Consider the following 19,183-nt stretch of genomic DNA (forward strand, 5'->3'; position numbering starts at 1 on the left):
TTCCCACAGCTTTTACTCCCTTGCGGACTTCGAAAAGCAGCTTGCCATCCATAACCGCCGTTCCAACAACTTTCCCATGAGGCCTCTTGGCTGGCTATCTCCTTTTGAGTTCTCTGTCCAATATGTTTGACAATCCTACACGGCGGAGTGTGATACAATCAGCGGGAGAAACATTGCCGGGAGGAAACGAGATGGAATGGCTGGATTTGTATGACGAGCAGCGGCGGCCCAACGGCGGACGGATGGCCCGGGGCGGCTATCCCCCGGCGGGGTCCTATTTCACGGTGGTTCACCTGTGCCTGTTTGACAAGCAGGGCCGGATGCTGATCCAGCGGCGACAGTCCGGCAAGCGGGAGTACCCGGACCTGTGGGACGTCACCGCCGGCGGCGCGGTGCAGTCGGGGGAGACCAGCGTGGAGGCGGCCCACCGGGAGCTGCTGGAGGAGCTGGGCCTGGACCTGGACCTGACGGGGCAGCGGCCCTATCTGACGGTGAACTTCCCCGGCGGCTTTGACGACGTGTTCCTGCTGGAGGGGGAGGCCGACGTGACGGCTCTGCGTCTCCAGCCGGAGGAGGTGCGGGACGCCCGGTGGGCCACCCAGGAGGAGATTCAGGCCATGCGGCGGCGGGGGGAGTTTGTACCCTACTACCCCAGCTACATCCCCACCTTATTTGAAATGCGGCGCTGCATGGGCTTCTGCGAGCCGGAGGAGTGAGACGATGCTGACCAGAACACCGGACTATTACAGCAGCTTCCGCTGCCTGGCAGGGGCGTGCCCCCACACCTGCTGCGCCAAGTGGGAGGTGGTCATCGATCCGGACACCGCCGGGCGTTACGAGGCGGTGCCGGGGCCTCTGGGAGAGCGGCTCCGGGCCGCCCTGGTCCGGGACGAGGACGGGGACTGGTGCTTCCCCTTGCAGGGGGAGCGGTGCCCCTTCCTGGACGGGGAGAACCTGTGCGAAATCCACCGGCAGCTGGGGGAGGCGGCCACCAGCGTCACCTGCCGGGAACACCCCCGGTTCACGGAGGACTACGGCCCCTTCCGGGAGATCACCCTGTCCGCATCCTGCCCCGCCGCCAACGCCCTGCTGCTGGGCAGCGAAGCGCCCCTGACCTTCCGGGAGGAGGGATCAATGGAGGAGCCGGCGGACCATGACACGGCGCTGCTGCTGGCCCTGCGGGACCGGCTGCTGGCAGTGCTGGCAGACCGCCGGATGCCGCTGCGGCGGCGCCTGGAGCGGTTCCTGACCGCCGCCCTGGCGGCCCAGGATGCTCTGGACACCTGGGACGAGGATGCCCTGTCCGCCCTGGCGGCGGGGGAGCTGCCTCCGGAGCCGCCCCGGGTGGAGGATGGTCCGGGGCTGTTTCCGGACGCCCTGGGGCTGCTGTCCGGACTGGAAATCCTGGAGCCGGACTGGCGGGAGCTGCTGCGGCAGGCGGAGACGGCCCCGGCGGCGGAGGTGCCGGAGCCGCTGCTGGAGCGGATCGCCGTGTATTTCGCCTTCCGTTACCTGCTGAAAGCCGTCAACGACGGCGACCTGCTGGGCCAGGCGCAGCTGTGTCTGCTGGCGGTGCTGACGGTGGAGCGGCTGGCGCCGGTGACGGGGCTGGGGGAGGCTCTGCGGCGGTTCAGCTGCGAGGTGGAGCATGACGACGGCAACCTGGAGGCGCTGCTGGAGGCCTTCCGGCAGGAGACGCCGCCCCTGGCGGCCTTCTTCCGGCAGCTGGGGTAATGGATTAACCCGCTGCGCCCGGGGGCTTTACGGGACCATCATGCTATCGCGGTAAAATAATTGGATAATTTCAATAAAAGCTATTGACAAATCCAGAAATGTATTGTATATTGTAGACACAGGAAAGGAGTGAGTCCCATGGGCTAAGAAGCTCAGAGATTCCAAAAACCCTGAACCGTTCCAAAGCAAATCATCGCGTAACTCCGGAAAGAACCAGACGAAACATACCTCACTATGATGAGCCACACGAGCATGTTTTGGTAGCAATCAAAGCAAAGACCTGCGTGTAACAGATGTTTTCCGTGTTGGAAAGAGCCTGAGTTTCCGAACCCGATTTCCTGTGACGAACGGTAATCCACGAAAGCAGAGGTACAGACCAATGGACAATCCGATCAACGGGTAAGCCCCCCATTCGCCGACGGAGCGGATGGGGGGAATGTTTTTTAAAACATTCCCAACAGCCGCGACAGGGCTCCCGCCGGAGCCCGGCGGAGTGGGTTCGGCGGGAAAGAGCCGGAGGAACCGGAGCGGTGCGAGGCCCGCCGGGAGGCAGGACGAGCAGAGCGGAGGTTTTGACGGCGATGATGGGGGGAATGCTTTTTCCGGAGCATCTGCGCCGGAACTTGCCGCGGCGGATTTGACGGCGGCGGGCGTGCGCCGTTCTGTTCTTCAGCAGCCGGAGGGCTGCTTTTTTGCTGCCCGGAAGGGTTGCGGGGTCTGCCGGGCAGCCGCTTCTGCAGAAAAAACCCGGGCCGTCGGATGACGGCCCGGGTTGATACCGGAAGAACAATTACTGGTTGTCCACGGAGTGCATATAAGCAGCCAGCTCCACCATCTTGTTGGCGTAGCCGCACTCGTTGTCATACCAGGACACAACCTTCACAAAGGTGTCGGTCAGGGCAATGCCGGCGTCGGCATCGAAAATGGAGGTGTGGGAGTCGCCCAGGAAGTCGGAGGACACCACGGGCTCGTCGGTGTAACCCAGAACGCCCTTCAGCTCACCCTCGGAGGCGGCCTTCATGGCCTTGCAGATCTCCTCATAGGAGGCGGGCTTCTCCAGGTTCACGGTCAGGTCCACCACGGAGACGTCCAGGGTGGGAACGCGCATGGACATGCCGGTCAGCTTGCCGTTCAGCTCGGGAATCACCTTGCCCACGGCCTTGGCGGCGCCGGTGGAGGAGGGGATGATGTTGGCGGTGGCCGCACGGCCGCCGCGCCAATCCTTCATGGAAGCGCCGTCCAGCAGCTTCTGGGTGGGGGTGACGGAGTGGACGGTGGTCATCAGGCCGTCCTTGATGCCCCAGTTGTCATTCAGAACCTTGGCAATGGGAGCCAGGCAGTTGGTGGTGCAGGAGGCGTTGGACACGAAAGTCATGTCGGGGGTGTACTTGCTGTTGTTGACGCCCATGACGAACATGGGGGTGTCGTCCTTGGAGGGGGCGCCCATGATGACATGCTTGGCGCCGGCGTCGATGTGCCCCTGGCACTTCTCCTTGGTCAGGTGCTGGCCGGTGCACTCGAAGATGATCTCGGCGCCCACGGTGCCCCAGGGGATATCGCCCACTTCCTTCTCGGCAAACACGGTGATCTTCTTGCCGTTGACAATCAGAGCGTTCTCCTCATGGGAGACCTCGCCCTGGAACTTGCCGTGGGTGGAGTCATAGCGCAGCATATAGGACATATACTCGGGGGACATGAAGGGGTCGTTCACAGCAACGACTTCCACATCATTGCGGGTCATGGCGGCGCGGAGAGCGAGACGGCCGATGCGGCCAAAACCGTTGATACCAATCTTGGTCATAATTGAAAAGCTCCTTTCAAATTATGCGGCCCAAATCAGATCCCTCACCACAGGCCGCTCATACACTTGCGCAATCGTTTTGCCTAAACGATTGCACAAGTATAGTAGCATAACTAAGGGGAGACTTCAACTGTCATTTTTGATAATGTTAATCGTTTCAGGTTGGAGAGAATAGATAGTTTTTTATAGGGGAAAAAGGAATTTTCCCGGAGAACTTGACGTTTGCTGCGGCGAGGGGTTATACTAAGGGCCAAGGAAAGATTTACGTAAAAATTAATTCCGAAAACTGCGTTTGCGCAAGGCGGGGTGTCAGCATGAAAGTGACCATCAGCGATGTGGCGAAGCTGGCGGGCGTGTCCACGGCCACCGTTTCCCATACCATCAACAACACGCGCTACGTTTCCCAGGAGACGAAGGAGAAGGTCTATCAGGCCATCTCCCAGCTGGGCTATACGCCGGACGCCTCCGCCCGGAGCTTCCGGACAGGCAAAAAGCACACTGTCGGCTTCATTGTGCCGGATATTTCCAACAAGTTCTTCGCCACCATGATCGAGTCGGTGGAGAGCGTTCTGGCCCAGGCGGGGTATCACCTGATCATCGCCAACACCAAGGAGGACATGACCCGGGAGGAGAACAGCATCCGGCTGCTGTCGGCGGGCCTGGTGGACGGGCTGCTGATTGCCAGTACCATTGATGACCCGGAGCGGTTTGACCGGCTGATCCCGGCGGGCTTCCCGGTGGTTCTGGTGGACCGGACCTTTGAGACGAAACGGTATTCCTCCATCTGCGTGTCCAACTTCCAGCCCATCTACCGCAGCGTCTGCCGCCTGGCGGGGAAGGGGGACCAGCGCATCGGCATCATCGGCGGCCTGCCCCGGCTGAGCACTACCAAGGAGCGGATCTCCGCCTATGAGCAGGCGGTGGCGGACTGCGGCCTGCCGGTGGAGGAGGGCCTGATCTGCTACGGCGACTCCATGGAGAACAGCGCCTTCCGCTGCCTGGACGAGCTGCTGGAGCGCAAGTGTGACGCGGTGATCGTCACCAACGGCCTGATGGCCACCGACACCATCACCTACCTCCACCAGAAGGGCCTGCGGATGGGCCAGGACATCGACGTGGTGAGCTTTGTGGACTTCGAGTCCAGCTTCTACCGGATGCACGCCGGCCAGATGGACTCCATCATCCAGCCGGTGGAGGAGCTGGGAAAAACCGCCGGCGAGCAGATTCTCAAGCGGGTGGAGGACCCGGACGCCCCCATTTTCGAGCAGGTGCTGACCTCCGTGTACAAGCCCTTCACACCTCCCGCGGCCCTGAGCCATTCCGACCGCTGACAGCGAATTGTGATTTTCCGCCCCGGAGAGCCTGTTTGCAGGGACTCTCCGGGGCGGTTCTTTGTCAATTTTTCCGAATTTCCACCGCCGTCCTTCCGTCGGAACGCCGAAATTCCGGGGGTCGATGGGTTTCCCCTTGACGGGAAAGTTAGTCACTGCTAACATCAGGACGAAAAAATTGACGCGAGGAGGCGTGAACGATGACGCTGAACGAGCTGCAAACCGGCCAGACGGCCGTCATCACGGAGGTAGGCGGCGAGGGCGCCCTCCGCTGCCGGCTGCTGGACATGGGGCTGATCCCCCGCACGGCGGTGACGCTGCAGAAGGTGGCCCCCATGGGGGACCCCATTGAGATCCGGGTCCGGGGCTACGAGCTGACGCTGCGGGTGGAGGACGCCCGGAAGATTCAGGTGAAGGCGGGAGGCGAGCAGGCATGATCTTTGCGTTGGCCGGCAACCAGAACTGCGGCAAGACCACCCTGTTCAACGCCCTCACCGGCTCCAACCAGCACGTGGGCAATTTCCCCGGCGTGACGGTGGATCAGAAGGTGGGGGAGATCCGGGGGGTGAAGAACTGTCAGCTGGTGGACCTGCCGGGCATCTACTCCCTGCGGCCCTATACCCAGGAGGAGGTGGTGACCCGGGACTTTATTCTCAACCACCACCCGGACGGCATCATCAACATTGTGGACGCCACCAACATTGAGCGGAACCTGTATCTGACGCTGCAGCTGCTGGAGTTGCGGGTGCCCATGGTGCTGGCGCTGAACATGATGGACGAGGTCCGGGCCAACGGCGGCACCATCAACATCCGGAAGATGAGCGAGGCCCTGGGCATCCCGGTGGTGCCCATCGCCGCCGCCAAGGGGGAGGGCGTGTCGGAGCTGCTGGACCAGGCGGTGGCGGCGGCCCGGGCCAGAGCCGTGCCGGAAAAGGCGGACCTCTGCCCCTGGGACTCCCCGGTTCACCGGTGCATCCACGCCGTGACCCACCTCATACAGGACCACGCCGACCGGCTGGGGCTTCCCGCCCGGTTCTGCACCACCAAGCTCATTGAGGGCGGCGGCGACCTGGCGGAGGTGCTGGAGCTGGACCGGAACGAGCGGGAGCTGCTGGAGCACTGCATTGTGGAGATGGAGGCGGAGACCGGGCTGGACCGGAACGCCGCCCTGGCGGACATGCGCTATACATTTATTGAAAAGGTGGTGGCCACCTCGGTGGTGAAGTGCCGCGAGAGCCGGGAGCACCGCCGCAGCATGGCCATCGACCGGGTGCTCACCGGGAAATACACCGCCCTGCCGGTGTTTCTGGGGGTCATGGGCCTGGTGTTTTATCTGACCTTCGGCGTCATCGGCGCGGCGCTGTCCGACTGGCTGAGTCTTCTGATCGACGCCGTCACCGCCCTGGCGGACGCGGGCCTGACGGCCTACGGCATCAACCCGGTGGTCCACAGCCTGATCATCGACGGCGTGTTCGCTGGCGTAGGCGGCGTGCTCAGCTTCCTGCCCATCATCGTGGTGCTGTTTTTCTTCCTCTCCATTCTGGAGGACACCGGCTATATGGCACGGGTGGCCTTCGTGATGGACAGGCCCCTGCGGAAGATCGGCCTGTCCGGCCGCAGCTTTGTGCCCATGCTCATCGGCTTCGGCTGCTCCGTCCCCGCCATCATGGCTACCCGTACCGTGTCCTCGGACCGGGACCGGAAGATGACCATTCTGCTGACGCCCTATATGAGCTGCTCCGCCAAGATCCCCATTTACGCGGTGTTTGCCGCCGCCTTCTTTCCCGGCCGCAGCGCGCCGGTGATGATCGGGCTGTATCTGACGGGCATTCTGCTGGGGGTGGTGGTGGCCGCCGTGCTGAAAAGCACCCGGTTCCGGGGCCAGCCGGTGCCCTTTGTGATGGAGCTGCCCAATTATCGCCTGCCCTCCGCCGGAAGCGTGGCGCTGCTGCTGTGGGAAAAGGCCCGGGACTTTCTGGAGCGGGCCTTCACCATCATCTTCCTGGCCACCATCATCATCTGGTTCCTGCAGACCTTTGACGTCCGGTTCAACGTGGTGAGCGACAGCGCCGACAGCATGCTGGCGCTGGTGGGCCGGTGGCTGGCACCTGTTTTCGCCCCCCTGGGCTTCGGCGACTGGCGGATGGTGACGGCCCTCATCTCCGGCTTCACCGCCAAGGAGGCGGTGGTGTCCACCCTGACGGTGCTGCTGGGCACCGGCGCCGCCCAGCTGGAAACCGCCCTCACCGCCCTGTTTACGCCCCTGTCCGCCGTCAGCTTCCTGGTGTTCACCCTGCTGTACACCCCCTGCGTGGCGGCAGTGGCCACCATCCGCCGGGAGCTGAACTCCACCCTGGCCACCCTGGGCGTGGTGGCCATGCAGTGCGGCGTGGCCTGGCTGGCGGCGCTGGCGGTGTACCGGGTGGGGCTGATGCTGTTATGAGCGGCGGCGATCTTCTGCTGCTGGCCCTGCTGGGGCTGGCGGCCGCGGCGGCCCTCCGGGCCATCCGCCGGGGAAAGACCGGCGGCTGCGGCGGGGACTGTGCCCGCTGCGGCGGCTGCCGGAGAAAAAACAGTTGACAGCCGCCGCCGGGCGTGCCATGCTGGTGGAAAAGATTTCCGCGAAAGGCAGGGGAGCGCCTGTGGCTGTCGCCCCACCGAAAATCCGATATCACCTGCCGGACAGCGTCCGGGGCCTGACCCTCATCAGCATGGCCGTATACCATGCCGTCTGGGACATGGTATACCTTTTTGACGAGGGCTGGAGCTGGTACGTGTCGCCGGCGGCGTTCTGGTGGCAGCAGAGCATCTGCTGGACCTTCATCCTGCTGTCCGGCTTCTGCTTCCCCATGAGCCGCCGCAGCCTGCGCCGGGGCGTGATTCTGCTGGCGGCCTCGGCGGCGGTGACGGCGGTGACGGTGCTGTTCTCCCCGGAGAGCCGGATCTTTTTCGGGGTGCTGTGCCTCATGGGCAGCGCCATGGTGCTGCTGACGCCCCTGAAGGGGGCGCTGCGGCGCTTTCCGCCGGCTTTGGGGGCGGCGGTGTCCTTCCTCCTGTTTCTGCTGACCCGCTGGGTAGACACGGGCGCGGTGACGTTTCTGGGCCGCCGGCTGCTGACGCTGCCCGCCGCCCTGTACGCCAACGGCTTCACCGCCTGGCTGGGCTTCCCGCCGCCGGAGTTTTACTCCGCCGACTACTTCCCCCTGCTGCCGTGGCTGTTTCTGTATCTGACGGGAATTTTCCTCCATTACCTGTTCCACCGCGGCGGACGGACAGAGTGGCTGAGCGGCTGCTCCTGCCCGCCGCTGGAATGGCTGGGCCGCCACTCCCTGCTGCTGTATCTGGTTCACCAGCCGGTGATTTACGGCGCCCTCTGGGTCCTGTATGAATTGTGAAAAAACCGGTCTGCCTTTGGCAGACCGGTTTTTTATGAGCTTTTACCGGGGAAACGGCTTACAGCCGGGATTTCACCACGGCGGCGATCTGGTCGGCGGTGAGGCCGTACTCCCGCAGCACGTCGGCGGCCTTGCCGGACTGGCCGAACTGGTCCTGCACGCCGATCTTGTGGAATTTGCAGTTCACCTTGCCCATCAGCACGTCGGCCACGGCGTCGCCCAGGCCGCCGATGACGCTGTGCTCCTCCACGGTGACCACGTTTCCGCACTTTTCGGCGTACTCCGTGACGCACTGGGCGTCAATGGGCTTGATGGTGTGGACGTTGATGACGGAGGCATGGATGCCGTCCTGCTCCAGCAGCTTGGCGGCCTCCAGAGCCTCGCTGACCATCAGGCCGCAGGCGAAGATGGCCACGTCGCCGCCCTCCCGCAGCACGTTGGCCTTGCCGATCTCGAAGGGCTGGTCATCGGTGAACACGGGGGTGGCCAGCCGGGCCAGGCGCAGGTAGGCGGGGCCTTGGAAGTCCGCCAGGGCCAGCGTGGCCTTCCGGGCCTCGGCGGCGTCGGCGGGCACGATGACCGTCATGCCGGGGATCACCCGCATCAGGGCCAGGTCCTCAATGCACTGGTGGCTGCCGCCGTCCTCGCCCACGGAGACGCCGGCGTGGGACATGCACAGCTTCACGTTGAACTTGGGATAGGCGATGGAGTTGCGGACCTGCTCGTAGGCCCGGCCCGCGCCGAACATGGCGAAGGTGGAGCAGAAGGGCACCAGACCCATGGTGGAAAGGCCGGCGGCCACGTTCACCATGTTGGCCTCGGCGATGCCCATGTCGAAGAAGCGGTCGGGATAGGCCGCCTTGAAATGCTTGGTCATGGTGGCGCCGGCCAGGTCGGCGTCCAGCACCACCACGCGGTCGTTCTGCGCGCCCAGCTCTACCAGAGCCTTGCCGTATGCTTCACGGGTTGCAATCTTGTCTGCCATTATGATTCATCCTTTCGTCAGGAAGGAAGTTCCCTGAATTTTGATTCGTCCGGGCCGCGGCGTGTACGTGGACCGGACACCGCTGCCCGCCGCAGCGACACCTTTGCCGTGCAAAGGTGCAGAGGGGGTTATCGGGGATGCGCTGCGCGCAGACCCGTATCTAAGGGGGACTGGTCCCCCTTAGAGAGGGTTCAGCCCTCCAGTTCCTTCAATGCCTGCGCCCGCTGCTCCTCGTTGGGGGCCTTGCCGTGCCAGCCCACCTGATTCTCCATGTAGGAGACGCCCTTGCCCTTGACGGTGCGGGCGATGATGCACTTGGGCTTGCCGGGGACGGTGGGCGTGTTCAGGGCGGAGAGCACCTGCTCCAGGTCGTTGCCGTCGGCCACCTCAATGGTCTCAAAGCCGAAGGCCCGCAGCTTGGCGGGCAGGTCCCCCAGGGACATGACCTCGTCATTGGTGCCGTCAATCTGCAGGCCGTTGTTGTCGATGAGCACGGTCAGATTGTCCAGCTTGTAGTGGGCGGCGGACATGAAGGCCTCCCAGATCTGGCCCTCCTGGCACTCGCCGTCGCCGCAGAGGACGAACACCTTCGTGTCCTTTCCCAGCTTCTTGGCGCCCAGCGCCATGCCCGCGGCAATGGACACGCCCTGGCCCAGAGAGCCGGTGGAGGCGTCCACGCCCGGCACCTTCTTGGCGTCGGGATGGCCCTGCAGAATGCTGTGGAGCTGGCGGAAGTTGGTGAACTCATCGGTGGAGATGAAGCCCATTTCCGCCAGGACGGCGTAGTAGCAGGGGGCGGCGTGGCCCTTGGACAGGACGAACCGGTCCCGGTCCTCCCAGTGGGGATTTTTGGGGTCCACCCGCATCTGGGTGTAAAACACACTGGTCAGCATTTCCACGGCGGACAGAGAGCCGCCGGGGTGGCCGCTGCCTGCGTTGGCCGTCATGTTGATGATGTCCCGGCGGACCTGACGGCAGACATTGGCAAGTTCTTGGGTCGTCATATCGTTTCCTCCATATATAGAATACAGAATGGCTCGTATACTTATATTACCGTAGCACAGGGGGGCGGGACTGTCAAGAAAGGCGGCGGAAATTTCCCGGAAACCCGTTGACAAATTCGGTCTACTATTATAGACTGACGGAGAGGTCTATAACAATAGACCAACGGAAAAAGGAGGGTCCGGCATGGAGGAGATCCGGCTTTGCGACAGTGAATACCGGTTTTTGCAGGTGGTGTGGGAGGCGGCGCCGGTGCCGTCGGGACAGCTGGCGGAGCTGTGCCGGCAGCGGCTGGGCTGGAAGAAGTCCACCGTGTACACGGTGCTGAAGAAGATGTGTGAAAAGGGCCTGCTGCAAAACGAGAACGCCCTGGTGACAGTGCTGGTGCCCCGGGAGCGGGTGACGGCGGCGGAGGCGGAGCAGTTTGTGGACCGGACCTTCGGCGGGTCCCTGCCGGGATTCCTGGCGGCCTTCATGTCCGGGAAAAAGCTGACGGCCCGGGAGGCGGAGGAAGTGAAGCGGCTCATCGACCAATACCGGGAGGAGTGAGTATGGCCCATCTGACAACGGTTTTTCAGGCGCTGGTGACCATGGCGCTGGCGGCGCTGCCGGTGATGGCGGCGGTGCTGGCGGTGCGGTTCGCGCTGGGGAAGGCGCCCCGGCGGTTTGCCTACGTGCTGTGGGCGGTGGTGGCCTTCCGGCTGCTGTGCCCGGTGAGCGTGGAGTCCCCGGTGGGGCTGGCCCGGCCGGCGGAGGCGGAACGGCGGGTCACCGAGACGGCAGACCGCTATCTGGCTCCCACCCGGACCCTGTTTGAATCGGCGGAGGGCTATGAGCGTGCTGTGGAGCATGGCCGTGAGCCCATCGGCGGCGGCGCGGAGAATTACGTGGTCACCGCGCCCGACGGTGTTTCAGAACCGGCCACTCTGGGCAGCAAGGTGCTGCCGGCGCTGAGCCTGGTGTGGCTGGCGGGCATGGCGGGCATCGCCGCCGTCAGCGCCGGAGCGTACCTGCACTTGCGGCGGCGCCTGGCCACCGCCGTGCGTCTGGAGGGAAACGTGTACCAGTCGGAGGCGGCGGAGACGCCCTTCGTGCTGGGGTGGCTGCGGCCCCGCATTTACATCCCCTTCCGGCTGACGGAGGAGGAGCGGCAGTACGTGCTGCTCCACGAGGAGACCCACCTGCGCCGGGGGGATCACTGGTGGAAGCTGCTGGGCTTCGCCCTGGTGACGGTGTACTGGTGGGACCCGGCGGTGTGGCTGTGCTGGGTGCTGTTCTGCCGGGACATGGAGATGAGCTGCGACGAGGCGGTGCTGCGGCGGCTGGGCGGGTCCATCCGGGCCGCCTACAGCGAATCCCTGCTGCGGTTCGCCGCCCCCGGCGGCTTCCCGGCCCTGGCCTTCGGTGAGCACGGCGGGGTGGCCCGCATCAAAAATGTGCTGAAGTGGCGGCCGGAACGGCGCTGGACGGCCCTGCCGGCCGGGGCTGCGGTGGTGCTGGCCCTGGCGGTGTGCGGCACTAACGCCGTCACCGGCAGCTCCGTCACCCTGGGCCGGGAGGGTACGGCCCTGACGGCCCGGTGCCGTCTGGAGGAACCCATCCGGGCCTGGGCGCTGGTGCAGGACGTCTATGAGGTGGGGACACTGCGTTCCTCCACGGTGCAGGTCTGGGGAAACACGGACACCGGCTGGGCGGACCGCAGCTTCACCGGGGCGCTGGAGCTGCGGCTGATCCCCGACGGTGACGGCTTCGCCGGGACGGCCTCCTGCCGCTGGAGCGTGGGAGGCGTGGACACGGAGTGGACCGTGGCGCTGCCGGAGGACCATTATACCGGGTCGGAGTGGGTGACCGGCGACAGCAACAAGCAGGAGAAGTACGCCCTGACGGGGGAGGACAGCGTGGTGCTGGCCAGCTTTCTGTTCTCCGCCCGCTCTGACGGCGGCATCACGTTCTACCAGGCGGACCTGCCCCTGACGGAGGCCGGCGACGCGGTGGTGCAGTACCGGCTGGTGACCTCCACCGACCCGTCGGAGGATTTCGCGGATCAGGAGAAGCCTGTGGAGCCGTCTCCCGCCCAGCCCATGGAGCAGGCGGTGTGGTTTGCCCCGGAGGACATCCGGGACATTGAAACGGCGGAGCTGCTGCTGCGGGACGGCCAGCGCGCCAGACTTTACCGGGCGTCGGACGCCGGGTGGGTGGAGGAGCGGTTCGGCGGCGCCCGGGAGATCACCGCCCCCGGCTGCCCCTTCGGCAGCGTGCTGTACCTGCAGAGGGGCGACGGCGTGCTGGGGCAGGTCCAGCCTGCCCAGGACGGCTGCCCGGTGTTCCGGTCCGGGGAGACGTACTACCGCATGGAAACAGACGGTGACTTCGGCCCGGCCTTTTACGGTCTCTTTGGCGTGGACATGGAGGAATTGACCCATGAGAGCCGGCCGGGAATGACCGTCACCGCCGCCAACGGCGACAGCACCGGCGCCCTCTGGCTGGATGACGGAACGGCGGACGATGAAGGAATCCCGGCGCTGTCGGTGAAAGAGAACACCCGGCTGACCCTGGAGGTCAGCGGCGGCGGTGACACCCTGGTGATAGGGGAGGCATATGATACCGGGGACGGCGGGCCGCCGGAACGGAGAAGCCATACCCTGACCCGGAACGGCGACGGCACCTTTACCCTGCCCGTGATCCGGCAGGACCTGGCCGAAGCGGGGCAGGCGGTGTACACCGTCCCCTGGGAGGGGGGAAGATTTCTGTTCCGGGTGGTATTTTCCGGCGTGAAGGAGGAGCCGTTCCGGGATATTCTGGGCTATGACGGCTTTGTGCGGACCGAGACCGACGGCGTGGGCTGGTCCATGCGCACCTATTACGCCGTGGAGGGGGAGCGCACCTTCCCCATCGCCGAAGCCTGGGGCTATCACGCCCCGGAGGAGTATGCCGTGGACCTGGACGGCGACGGCCGGAAGGAGCTGGTGGCCAATGTGGAGTACGGCGCCGATGGCCATGAGGATACGCTGGTGTACCGCCGGAGGGGAGACGCGGTGGAGCAGGGCTGGCTGGACCTGGAGGGAAAGCTGCCCGACTTCGACAACTGGGGCATCAACGCCCACTCCATCCGCTATGACCCGGCGGAGGGGGTGTTCCGGGTGCGCTACGCCCTGAAAAACAGCGGCCAATACGGCACCATGGAGTTCCGGGGCCTGGGGGACTTTCTGTTTGCGCCCTATGCCCCGTGACGGAGAAAACCCCGTTGCATCCGGCGGCGTTTGCCAGTATAATAGCACCATTCTGAGAACAATGGGGGAATTGCAGTGAACACCCGAATGGAACACGATACCATGGGCGAGATCGCCGTGCCGGCGGAGCGCCATTGGGGCGCCCAGACTCAGCGGAGCCTGGAGAATTTCCGCATCGGCGGCCAGCGGCAGCCCAAAGAGATCATCACCGCCTTCGCCTACCTGAAGGAGGCCTGCGCCAAAGCCAACGCCGCGGCGGGGAAGCTGACGGCGGAGCAGAGCGACGCCATCGCCGCCGTCTGTCGGGAGATCCGGGAGGGCAAGTGGGATGAGGAGTTCCCGCTGGTGGTGTGGCAGACCGGCAGCGGCACTCAGACCAACATGAACGTCAACGAGGTCATCGCCCACCTGACGGCGGAGCGGGGAGTCCGGCTCCACCCCAATGACCACGTCAACGCCTCCCAGTCCAGCAACGACACCTTCCCCTCCGCCCTGCACATCGCGGCGGCGCTGGCGGTGGCGGGGCAGGTGCTGCCGGCGGCGGAGCGGCTGGAGGCGGCGTTCGGGAAGCTGGAGGCGGCGTATCCGGACCTGATCCGCATCGGCCGCACCCACCTGCAGGACGCCACTCCCCTGAAATTCGCCCAGGAGGTCTCCGGCTGGCGGGAGCTGGTGGCGGCCCCCTGCCGGATGCTGCGGCTGGCCCAGACGGAGCTGTGCCGCCTGGCCATCGGCGGCACCGCCGTGGGCACCGGCCTCAACGCCCCCAAAGGCTATGACGAGCTGGTGTGCCGGGAACTGCGGGAGCTGACGGACCTGCCCTTCGTGCCGGACGAAAACAAGTTCCACGCCCTCACCAGCAAGGACGCCCTGGTGTTTGCCCATGGGGCGCTGAAGGCCCTGGCGGCCAACCTGATGAAGATCGCCAACGACATCCGCTGGGAGGCCAGCGGCCCCCGCTGCGGCATGGGGGAGCTGTTCATTCCGGAGAACGAGCCGGGCAGCAGCATCATGCCCGGCAAGGTGAACCCCACCCAGTGCGAGGCCGTCACCATGGCGGCGGTGCAGGTGATGGGCAATGACGCCGCCATCGGCTTTGCCGCCTCCCAGGGCAACTTCCAGCTGAACGTGTTCCTGCCGGTGTCGGCCTACAACTTCCTGCTGTCCGCCCGGCTGCTCACCGACGTGTGCGACTCCTTCCGGGTCCACTGTGTGGAGGGCATCCGGCCCAATGAGGAGAAGATGGCCGCCAACCTGAACAACTCGCTGATGCTGGTGACCTGCCTGACGCCGAAAATCGGCTACGAGGCCGCCGCAAAATGCGCCAAAAAGGCCCTGGCCGACGGCACCACCCTGAAAGAGGCGGTGCTGGCCCTGGGGTTGCTGACGGCGGAGGAATTTGACGAGACGGTACGCCCGGAGAAGATGGTGTAACGGCAAAAAAGAAGGCTCTGCCGACGCAGAGCCTTCTTTTTTCGTTTTTATCCCATCAGCACCGCCATGCAGAAGCCCAGCAAAGCGCCGAAGCCCACCTGCAGGGGTGTGTGGCCCAGAAATTCCTTCAGCACGTCCTCCGGGGCCACCTCGCCGGCGAAGGAGGCCATCAGCTGGTTCAGCACCCGGGCGTGCTTGCCCGCCTCCAGCCGAACCCCCATGGCGTCGTGCATGACAATGATGGCCAGAATGGCCGCGATGGCGAATACCGGGGAGGCCAGACCGTATTCCAGCGCGGCGGTGACTGCCATGGCAGTGACGGTGGCGGAGTGGCCGCTGGGCATTCCGCCGTCGCCGAACAGGCGGTGGAAGTCCAGCTTTTTGTGCATGACGGCGTAGAGAATGGTTTTGATAATCTGGGCCGCCGCCCAGGCGGCCAGCGAGTTGACGATCAGGTGATTGTCCAGCAGCGCGTACAGGTCCATCGTCCGCCTCCTTGTCAGTTTGCGTGAATTGTCTAAATTTTAGCGCTTTAACCTGCGGACGTCAAGCAGTATTGCCAAAAACGGCGAAACAAACCCCGGCGCCGTCCGGCGCCGGGGTTTGTAAAATAGAGGATTTTTGGTTTCGCGGCAGCCGGGGCGCGTTTCCCGGCCGCGGCGCTTCCGCGGATCAGACCCGGGGGAGCGGCGGGATTCAGGCGTCGGCCTCCTCCAGAGCCCGGAGCAGCCGGCCGTCTTTGATGCAGCCGTAGGCGTCGGCAATGTCCCGGCTGAGATTCCGGTCCTCGCTGAGGTAGGGGATCACCTGGCGGAAGGCGGCCTTCACCGGGCCGGTGACTTTTCCCAGGGCCACGTCGCCCCGCATGTCGGTGGCCTGGGCGCCGTGCATCAGCTCCATGGCCAGCATGTAGCGCAGGTTGTCCACCATCTTCAGCGAGCGCATGGCCGCCTGCGACCTGGAGACGGCCCGGAAGGCCGCTTCCCTGGTGAAGATCGAATACGAGGAGCTGCCTGCCGCCCTGACCTTTGAGGAGGCCCTGGCGGGGAAGAACCTGGCCGAGGGGGAGAACCCCATTCTGGACGAGGCCACCTTCGACTTCGGCACGCTGCCCCGGGAGCCCTACTCCGTGGTGGAGACCAGCAGCGAGCTGTCCCGCCTCCACCACGCCACCATGGAGACTCACGCCTGCGTGGCGGACTATGATCTCTATGCCGATTTCCTCACCATTTACAGCCCCAACCAGGCGGTCCACGGCATCCGCACCGTGGTGGCGGATTTCCTGGAGATGCCCTACAGCCATGTCCGGGTGGTGAAGTCCACCATGGGCGGCTCCTTCGGCGCCAAGCAGGAGTGGTTCCTGGAGCCGGTGGCGGCTCTGGCCGCCCGGCAGCTGCGCCGTCCCGTGAAGCTGGTGTACCGCCGGGAGGACGCCATGCTCTCCACCGTGATCCGGGGCGCCTTCCGGGGCACCCTACAGGGGCTCTACAGCCCCGAGGGCCGGATTCTGGGCTTCAACGTGGAGCTGCTGGCAGACGCCGGCGCCTACTTCGGCAACACCGGCGACTATGTCCGTGCCTTCTACGGCAAGTTCTTCCGGCTGTACAAGGTGGAGTATATGCACTACCACGTCCGGGTGGTGGGCACCAACACCCCCGCCTCCGGCGCCTTCCGCAGCTGGAGCGCGGCGGAGGCCGTGACCATGATCGAGCACAACGTGAACCAGGCCGCGGTGCGGCTGGGGCTGGACCCCATCGACATGCGCCTGCGCAGCGTGCTGCGCCCCGGCGACATGGACCTCAAGCTGAACCTGCCGGTGGAGGAGTACCGGGCCGCCGAGGCCATTGCCCGGGGCCGGGAGAGATTCCGCTGGGACGAGAAAATCGCGGCGGACCGGGCCTTCAACGATTCCAACCGCCGTTACCGCCGGGGCGTGGGCATCGGCTGCGGTGGCCACGGCAACACTTATCTGCCCCGGCACCAGGACTTCGCCGCGGCGGAGCTGCGGCTCAACGAGGACGGCTCCGTCCAGGCCCACATCTCCCTCCATGACCACGGCTGCGGCACGGTGCAGGCCTTCCGCATGATTCTGGCGGAGGCCCTGGAGGTCCGGCCGGAGGACATCCTGCTGGGGGAGGCGGACACCGCCCACACCCCCTTTGACTACGGCTGCTTTGCCAGCCGCACCACCTTCGTGGTGGGCGGCGCGGCCTATGGCTGCGCCCAAAAGCTGCGGGAGGTGATGACGGCCAACGCCGCCGAGATCACCGGCATCCCTCCGGAGGACTTCTATATTGAACACGCGGTGATCCGCTGCCGCTCCAACCCGGACGTCAGCTTCACCTACGGCCAGATCGCCCTGCAGAGCACCCTGAAGCTGCGCCGGGAGGTCTTTGCCCAGTACCAGCACCACAACACCACCAACCCCGGCGTCATGGGCGTGGGCCTGGCCCACGTGGAGGTGGACACCTTCACCGGCATGACCAGAATTCTGGACTATCTGGCCGTCCATGACATCGGCCAGGCCATCAACCCGGCGCTGTGCGTGGCCCAGATTCAGGGCGGTGTGCAGATGGGCTGCGGCGCGGCCCTCCACGAGAAAATGACCGTGGACAAAAAGGGCCGCACCACCGCCAGCCTGTCCAAGTACCACCTTTGCCTGTGTCCGGACATGCCCGACATTGAAGTGGAGCTGATTCAGGACGGCCGGTCCAAGGAGGGCCCCTACGGCGCCAAGAGCATCGGCGAGGTCTGCTACGTGCCCTGTGCCGCGGCGGTGTGCGCCGCGGTGAACAACGCCCTGGGCAGCAATATCGGCATGGTCCCCATGGACCCGCCGGTGATCCTGAAGGCTCTGGAAAGGGGGAAGTGAGCCATGCGGATTGAGTTTATTGTCAACGGAAAAACGGAACGCCTGGACGTCCCCGGCGGAAAGCGGCTGCTGGACGTGCTGCGGGAGGACCTGCACCTCACCGGCGCCAAGGAGGGCTGCGGCGAGGGCGAGTGCGGCGCCTGCACCGTCCTGATGGACGGGGAGGCCGTCCACTCCTGCATGGTGCTGGCGGGCCAGCTTACCGGCCACACCGTCACCACCATTGAGGGGCTGGAACAGGACGGCCGCCTGGGCGTGCTGCAGAATGCCTTTGTGGAGCAGGGGGCCGTTCAGTGCGGCTACTGCACCCCCGGCATGATCATGAGCGCGGCGGGCCTGCTGAACCGGACTCCCGACCCCACGGAGGAGGAGATCCGGGTGGCCCTGTCCGGCAACATCTGCCGCTGCTCCGGCTATGTGCAGATCGTGGCCGCCGTGAAGGCCGCCGCCGAAATCCTGCGGCAGGAGGGAAAGCGATGAGCGTCAACGTGTTTTACGATCCCCGCACCCTGGCGGAGCTGCGGACTGCCCTGGCCTCCATGGAGGGCGAGGGCTATGTGGTGGCCGGCTGCACCGACTTTCTGGCCAAGCGCAACGGAAAATACTGGCACGCCGACACCCTGGTCAGCGTGGCCAACGTGGCGGAGCTGAAGGAGATCACCCTCCATGAGGACAGGCTGACCATCGGCGCCGCCTGCGTCCACCATCAGGTGGCCCGGAATGAGTACGTGCGGAAGTATTTCCCCGGCCTGGCGGACGCCTGCGGCAACGTGGGCTCCCCCCAGATTCGCAACCGGGGCACCATCGGCGGCTCCCTGGCCAACTCTTCGCCTGCCGGCGACATGCTGCCGGCCCTGCTGACCCTGGATGCCGGCGTGGTGATCGCGGACGGCGCGGAAGGGGACATCACCGTAAAGCTGGATGATTTCGTCCAGGAAAACGGAAAGACCATCCTGCGGCCCGGCCAGGCCCTGGCCTTCATTGAGCTGCCCCTGCCGAAGGAGAACCGGGTCTGCGCCTTCTCCAAGCTGGGAGAGCGGGCCTATGTGACCATCGCCAAAATCAACACCGCCATCTCCCTGGAGGTGGAGGACGGCGTCATCCGCCGCCCCCTGGTGACCCTGGGCGCCGTGGCCCGCCGTTCCTTCTTCTCCGCCGCCGGCGCTGCCGCCCTGGAGGGGCAGCCCCTGACGGAGGCGACCTTCGACGCCCTGGCCGCCGTGCTGGCCGGGGAGATTGAAAAAGCCATCCCCACCCGGGAGACCATGCCCTACAAGCGGGCGGCCATCCGGGGCGTGGTGGACGACCTGTACCACCTGCTGAAAGAGCGGGCAGGGGTGTAAATAAGCAAAAAGAAGCGCGCCCCAACCGTGGGGTTTGGGGGGGGGGGGGCCCCCGC

Annotated in this window: 18 protein-coding genes; 13 read left to right on the top strand and 5 right to left on the bottom strand. The window is 65.2% G+C overall.

What is annotated here, in order from left to right:
• The first annotated feature begins 191 nt into the window (after nt 1–191).
• Nucleotides 192–716, top strand: coding sequence for an NUDIX hydrolase (locus tag SOX55_RS08160; RefSeq protein WP_325286945.1), 525 nt, complete (start codon nt 192–194; stop codon nt 714–716).
• A 4-nt stretch (nt 717–720) separates the two neighbouring features.
• Nucleotides 721–1,734 (top strand): flagellin lysine-N-methylase, encoded by a 1,014-nt coding sequence (fliB, locus tag SOX55_RS08165; protein ID WP_325286946.1) that lies wholly within the window; start codon nt 721–723, stop codon nt 1,732–1,734.
• 790 nt (nt 1,735–2,524) lie between these two features.
• Here the strand turns inward: fliB and gap are convergent.
• Nucleotides 2,525–3,538: a type I glyceraldehyde-3-phosphate dehydrogenase gene (gap, locus tag SOX55_RS08170; RefSeq protein ID WP_325286962.1), complete on the bottom strand. Its 1,014-nt coding sequence runs from the start codon at nt 3,536–3,538 to the stop codon at nt 2,525–2,527.
• A 311-nt stretch (nt 3,539–3,849) separates the two neighbouring features.
• Here gap and SOX55_RS08175 point away from each other — a divergent pair, with 311 nt between their 5' ends.
• The 5 genes from SOX55_RS08175 (at nt 3,850) to SOX55_RS08195 (ending at nt 8,261) form a co-directional block, all read left to right on the top strand.
• On the top strand, nt 3,850–4,866 hold the full coding sequence (locus SOX55_RS08175) for a LacI family DNA-binding transcriptional regulator (protein WP_325286947.1): 1,017 nt from the start codon (nt 3,850–3,852) through the stop codon (nt 4,864–4,866).
• A 200-nt stretch (nt 4,867–5,066) separates the two neighbouring features.
• The gene (locus SOX55_RS08180) at nt 5,067–5,303 is read left to right on the top strand and encodes a FeoA family protein (RefSeq protein WP_325286948.1); all 237 of its coding nucleotides are present in this window, start codon (nt 5,067–5,069) and stop codon (nt 5,301–5,303) included.
• Entirely contained in the window at nt 5,300–7,309 is a 2,010-nt protein-coding gene (gene feoB / locus SOX55_RS08185; protein ID WP_325286949.1) for a ferrous iron transport protein B, read from the top strand. Before SOX55_RS08180 ends, feoB begins: the two co-directional genes overlap by 4 nt.
• Nucleotides 7,306–7,446: a FeoB-associated Cys-rich membrane protein gene (locus SOX55_RS08190; protein ID WP_325286950.1), complete on the top strand. Its 141-nt coding sequence runs from the start codon at nt 7,306–7,308 to the stop codon at nt 7,444–7,446. Before feoB ends, SOX55_RS08190 begins: the two co-directional genes overlap by 4 nt.
• A 20-nt stretch (nt 7,447–7,466) precedes the next feature.
• Nucleotides 7,467–8,261 (top strand): heparan-alpha-glucosaminide N-acetyltransferase domain-containing protein, encoded by a 795-nt coding sequence (locus tag SOX55_RS08195; protein ID WP_325286951.1) that lies wholly within the window; start codon nt 7,467–7,469, stop codon nt 8,259–8,261.
• A 58-nt stretch (nt 8,262–8,319) separates the two neighbouring features.
• On the opposite strand, the gene SOX55_RS08200 is transcribed toward SOX55_RS08195, so the two are convergent.
• Both SOX55_RS08200 and SOX55_RS08205 read right to left on the bottom strand, forming a co-directional pair.
• Nucleotides 8,320–9,246 (bottom strand): transketolase family protein, encoded by a 927-nt coding sequence (locus SOX55_RS08200; protein WP_325286952.1) that lies wholly within the window; start codon nt 9,244–9,246, stop codon nt 8,320–8,322.
• Between the two features lie 191 nt (nt 9,247–9,437).
• Nucleotides 9,438–10,250 (bottom strand): transketolase, encoded by an 813-nt coding sequence (locus tag SOX55_RS08205; RefSeq protein WP_325286953.1) that lies wholly within the window; start codon nt 10,248–10,250, stop codon nt 9,438–9,440.
• Between the two features lie 184 nt (nt 10,251–10,434).
• On the opposite strand from SOX55_RS08205, the gene SOX55_RS08210 reads away from it, so the two are divergent.
• The 3 genes from SOX55_RS08210 to fumC all read left to right on the top strand — a co-directional run bounded on the left by SOX55_RS08210 (nt 10,435) and on the right by fumC (nt 14,912).
• Nucleotides 10,435–10,797 (top strand): BlaI/MecI/CopY family transcriptional regulator, encoded by a 363-nt coding sequence (locus SOX55_RS08210; RefSeq protein WP_325286954.1) that lies wholly within the window; start codon nt 10,435–10,437, stop codon nt 10,795–10,797.
• 2 nt (nt 10,798–10,799) lie between these two features.
• Nucleotides 10,800–13,478 (top strand): M56 family metallopeptidase, encoded by a 2,679-nt coding sequence (locus SOX55_RS08215; RefSeq protein ID WP_325286955.1) that lies wholly within the window; start codon nt 10,800–10,802, stop codon nt 13,476–13,478.
• Nucleotides 13,479–13,553: 75 nt separating this feature from the next.
• Nucleotides 13,554–14,912 (top strand): class II fumarate hydratase, encoded by a 1,359-nt coding sequence (gene fumC / locus SOX55_RS08220; protein WP_325286956.1) that lies wholly within the window; start codon nt 13,554–13,556, stop codon nt 14,910–14,912.
• A gap of 47 nt (nt 14,913–14,959) precedes the next feature.
• Here fumC and SOX55_RS08225 read toward each other — a convergent pair whose 3' ends face one another.
• Together SOX55_RS08225 and SOX55_RS08230 are read right to left on the bottom strand one after the other, a co-directional pair.
• Nucleotides 14,960–15,397 (bottom strand): divergent PAP2 family protein, encoded by a 438-nt coding sequence (locus SOX55_RS08225; RefSeq protein WP_325286957.1) that lies wholly within the window; start codon nt 15,395–15,397, stop codon nt 14,960–14,962.
• Nucleotides 15,398–15,608: 211 nt separating this feature from the next.
• Complete coding sequence (locus tag SOX55_RS08230) at nt 15,609–15,857, bottom strand: hypothetical protein (protein ID WP_325286958.1); 249 nt, start codon at nt 15,855–15,857, stop codon at nt 15,609–15,611.
• On the opposite strand from SOX55_RS08230, the gene SOX55_RS08235 reads away from it, so the two are divergent.
• The 3 genes from SOX55_RS08235 to SOX55_RS08245 are packed head-to-tail and all read left to right on the top strand — an operon-like array spanning nt 15,832 to nt 19,127.
• Nucleotides 15,832–17,784: a xanthine dehydrogenase family protein molybdopterin-binding subunit gene (locus SOX55_RS08235; protein WP_325286959.1), complete on the top strand. Its 1,953-nt coding sequence runs from the start codon at nt 15,832–15,834 to the stop codon at nt 17,782–17,784. The genes SOX55_RS08230 and SOX55_RS08235 overlap by 26 nt on opposite strands.
• A 3-nt stretch (nt 17,785–17,787) precedes the next feature.
• Entirely contained in the window at nt 17,788–18,264 is a 477-nt protein-coding gene (locus SOX55_RS08240; RefSeq protein ID WP_325286960.1) for a (2Fe-2S)-binding protein, read from the top strand.
• A complete protein-coding gene (locus SOX55_RS08245; protein WP_325286961.1) occupies nt 18,261–19,127 on the top strand; it encodes an FAD binding domain-containing protein in 867 nt (288 codons plus the stop codon). Before SOX55_RS08240 ends, SOX55_RS08245 begins: the two co-directional genes overlap by 4 nt.
• Nucleotides 19,128–19,183: the final 56 nt, after the last annotated feature.

Origin of the sequence: Dysosmobacter sp., from assembly GCF_034093755.1 — a bacterium.
Taxonomy (GTDB): domain Bacteria; phylum Bacillota; class Clostridia; order Oscillospirales; family Oscillospiraceae; genus Oscillibacter.

Excerpts from the sequence above, each read along its gene's own strand:
- SOX55_RS08160 (WP_325286945.1), top strand. The coding sequence starts at position 192 with ATGGAATGGCTGGATTTGTATGACGAGCAGCGGCGGCCCAACGGCGGA.
- fliB (WP_325286946.1), top strand. The coding sequence starts at position 721 with ATGCTGACCAGAACACCGGACTATTACAGCAGCTTCCGCTGCCTGGCA.
- SOX55_RS08175 (WP_325286947.1), top strand. The coding sequence starts at position 3,850 with ATGAAAGTGACCATCAGCGATGTGGCGAAGCTGGCGGGCGTGTCCACG.
- SOX55_RS08180 (WP_325286948.1), top strand. The coding sequence starts at position 5,067 with ATGACGCTGAACGAGCTGCAAACCGGCCAGACGGCCGTCATCACGGAG.
- feoB (WP_325286949.1), top strand. The coding sequence starts at position 5,300 with ATGATCTTTGCGTTGGCCGGCAACCAGAACTGCGGCAAGACCACCCTG.
- SOX55_RS08190 (WP_325286950.1), top strand. The coding sequence starts at position 7,306 with ATGAGCGGCGGCGATCTTCTGCTGCTGGCCCTGCTGGGGCTGGCGGCC.
- SOX55_RS08195 (WP_325286951.1), top strand. The coding sequence starts at position 7,467 with ATGCTGGTGGAAAAGATTTCCGCGAAAGGCAGGGGAGCGCCTGTGGCT.
- SOX55_RS08200 (WP_325286952.1), bottom strand. The coding sequence starts at position 9,246 with ATGGCAGACAAGATTGCAACCCGTGAAGCATACGGCAAGGCTCTGGTA.
- SOX55_RS08205 (WP_325286953.1), bottom strand. The coding sequence starts at position 10,250 with ATGACGACCCAAGAACTTGCCAATGTCTGCCGTCAGGTCCGCCGGGAC.
- SOX55_RS08210 (WP_325286954.1), top strand. The coding sequence starts at position 10,435 with ATGGAGGAGATCCGGCTTTGCGACAGTGAATACCGGTTTTTGCAGGTG.
- SOX55_RS08215 (WP_325286955.1), top strand. The coding sequence starts at position 10,800 with ATGGCCCATCTGACAACGGTTTTTCAGGCGCTGGTGACCATGGCGCTG.
- SOX55_RS08225 (WP_325286957.1), bottom strand. The coding sequence starts at position 15,397 with ATGGACCTGTACGCGCTGCTGGACAATCACCTGATCGTCAACTCGCTG.
- SOX55_RS08230 (WP_325286958.1), bottom strand. The coding sequence starts at position 15,857 with ATGCGCTCGCTGAAGATGGTGGACAACCTGCGCTACATGCTGGCCATG.
- SOX55_RS08240 (WP_325286960.1), top strand. The coding sequence starts at position 17,788 with ATGCGGATTGAGTTTATTGTCAACGGAAAAACGGAACGCCTGGACGTC.
- SOX55_RS08245 (WP_325286961.1), top strand. The coding sequence starts at position 18,261 with ATGAGCGTCAACGTGTTTTACGATCCCCGCACCCTGGCGGAGCTGCGG.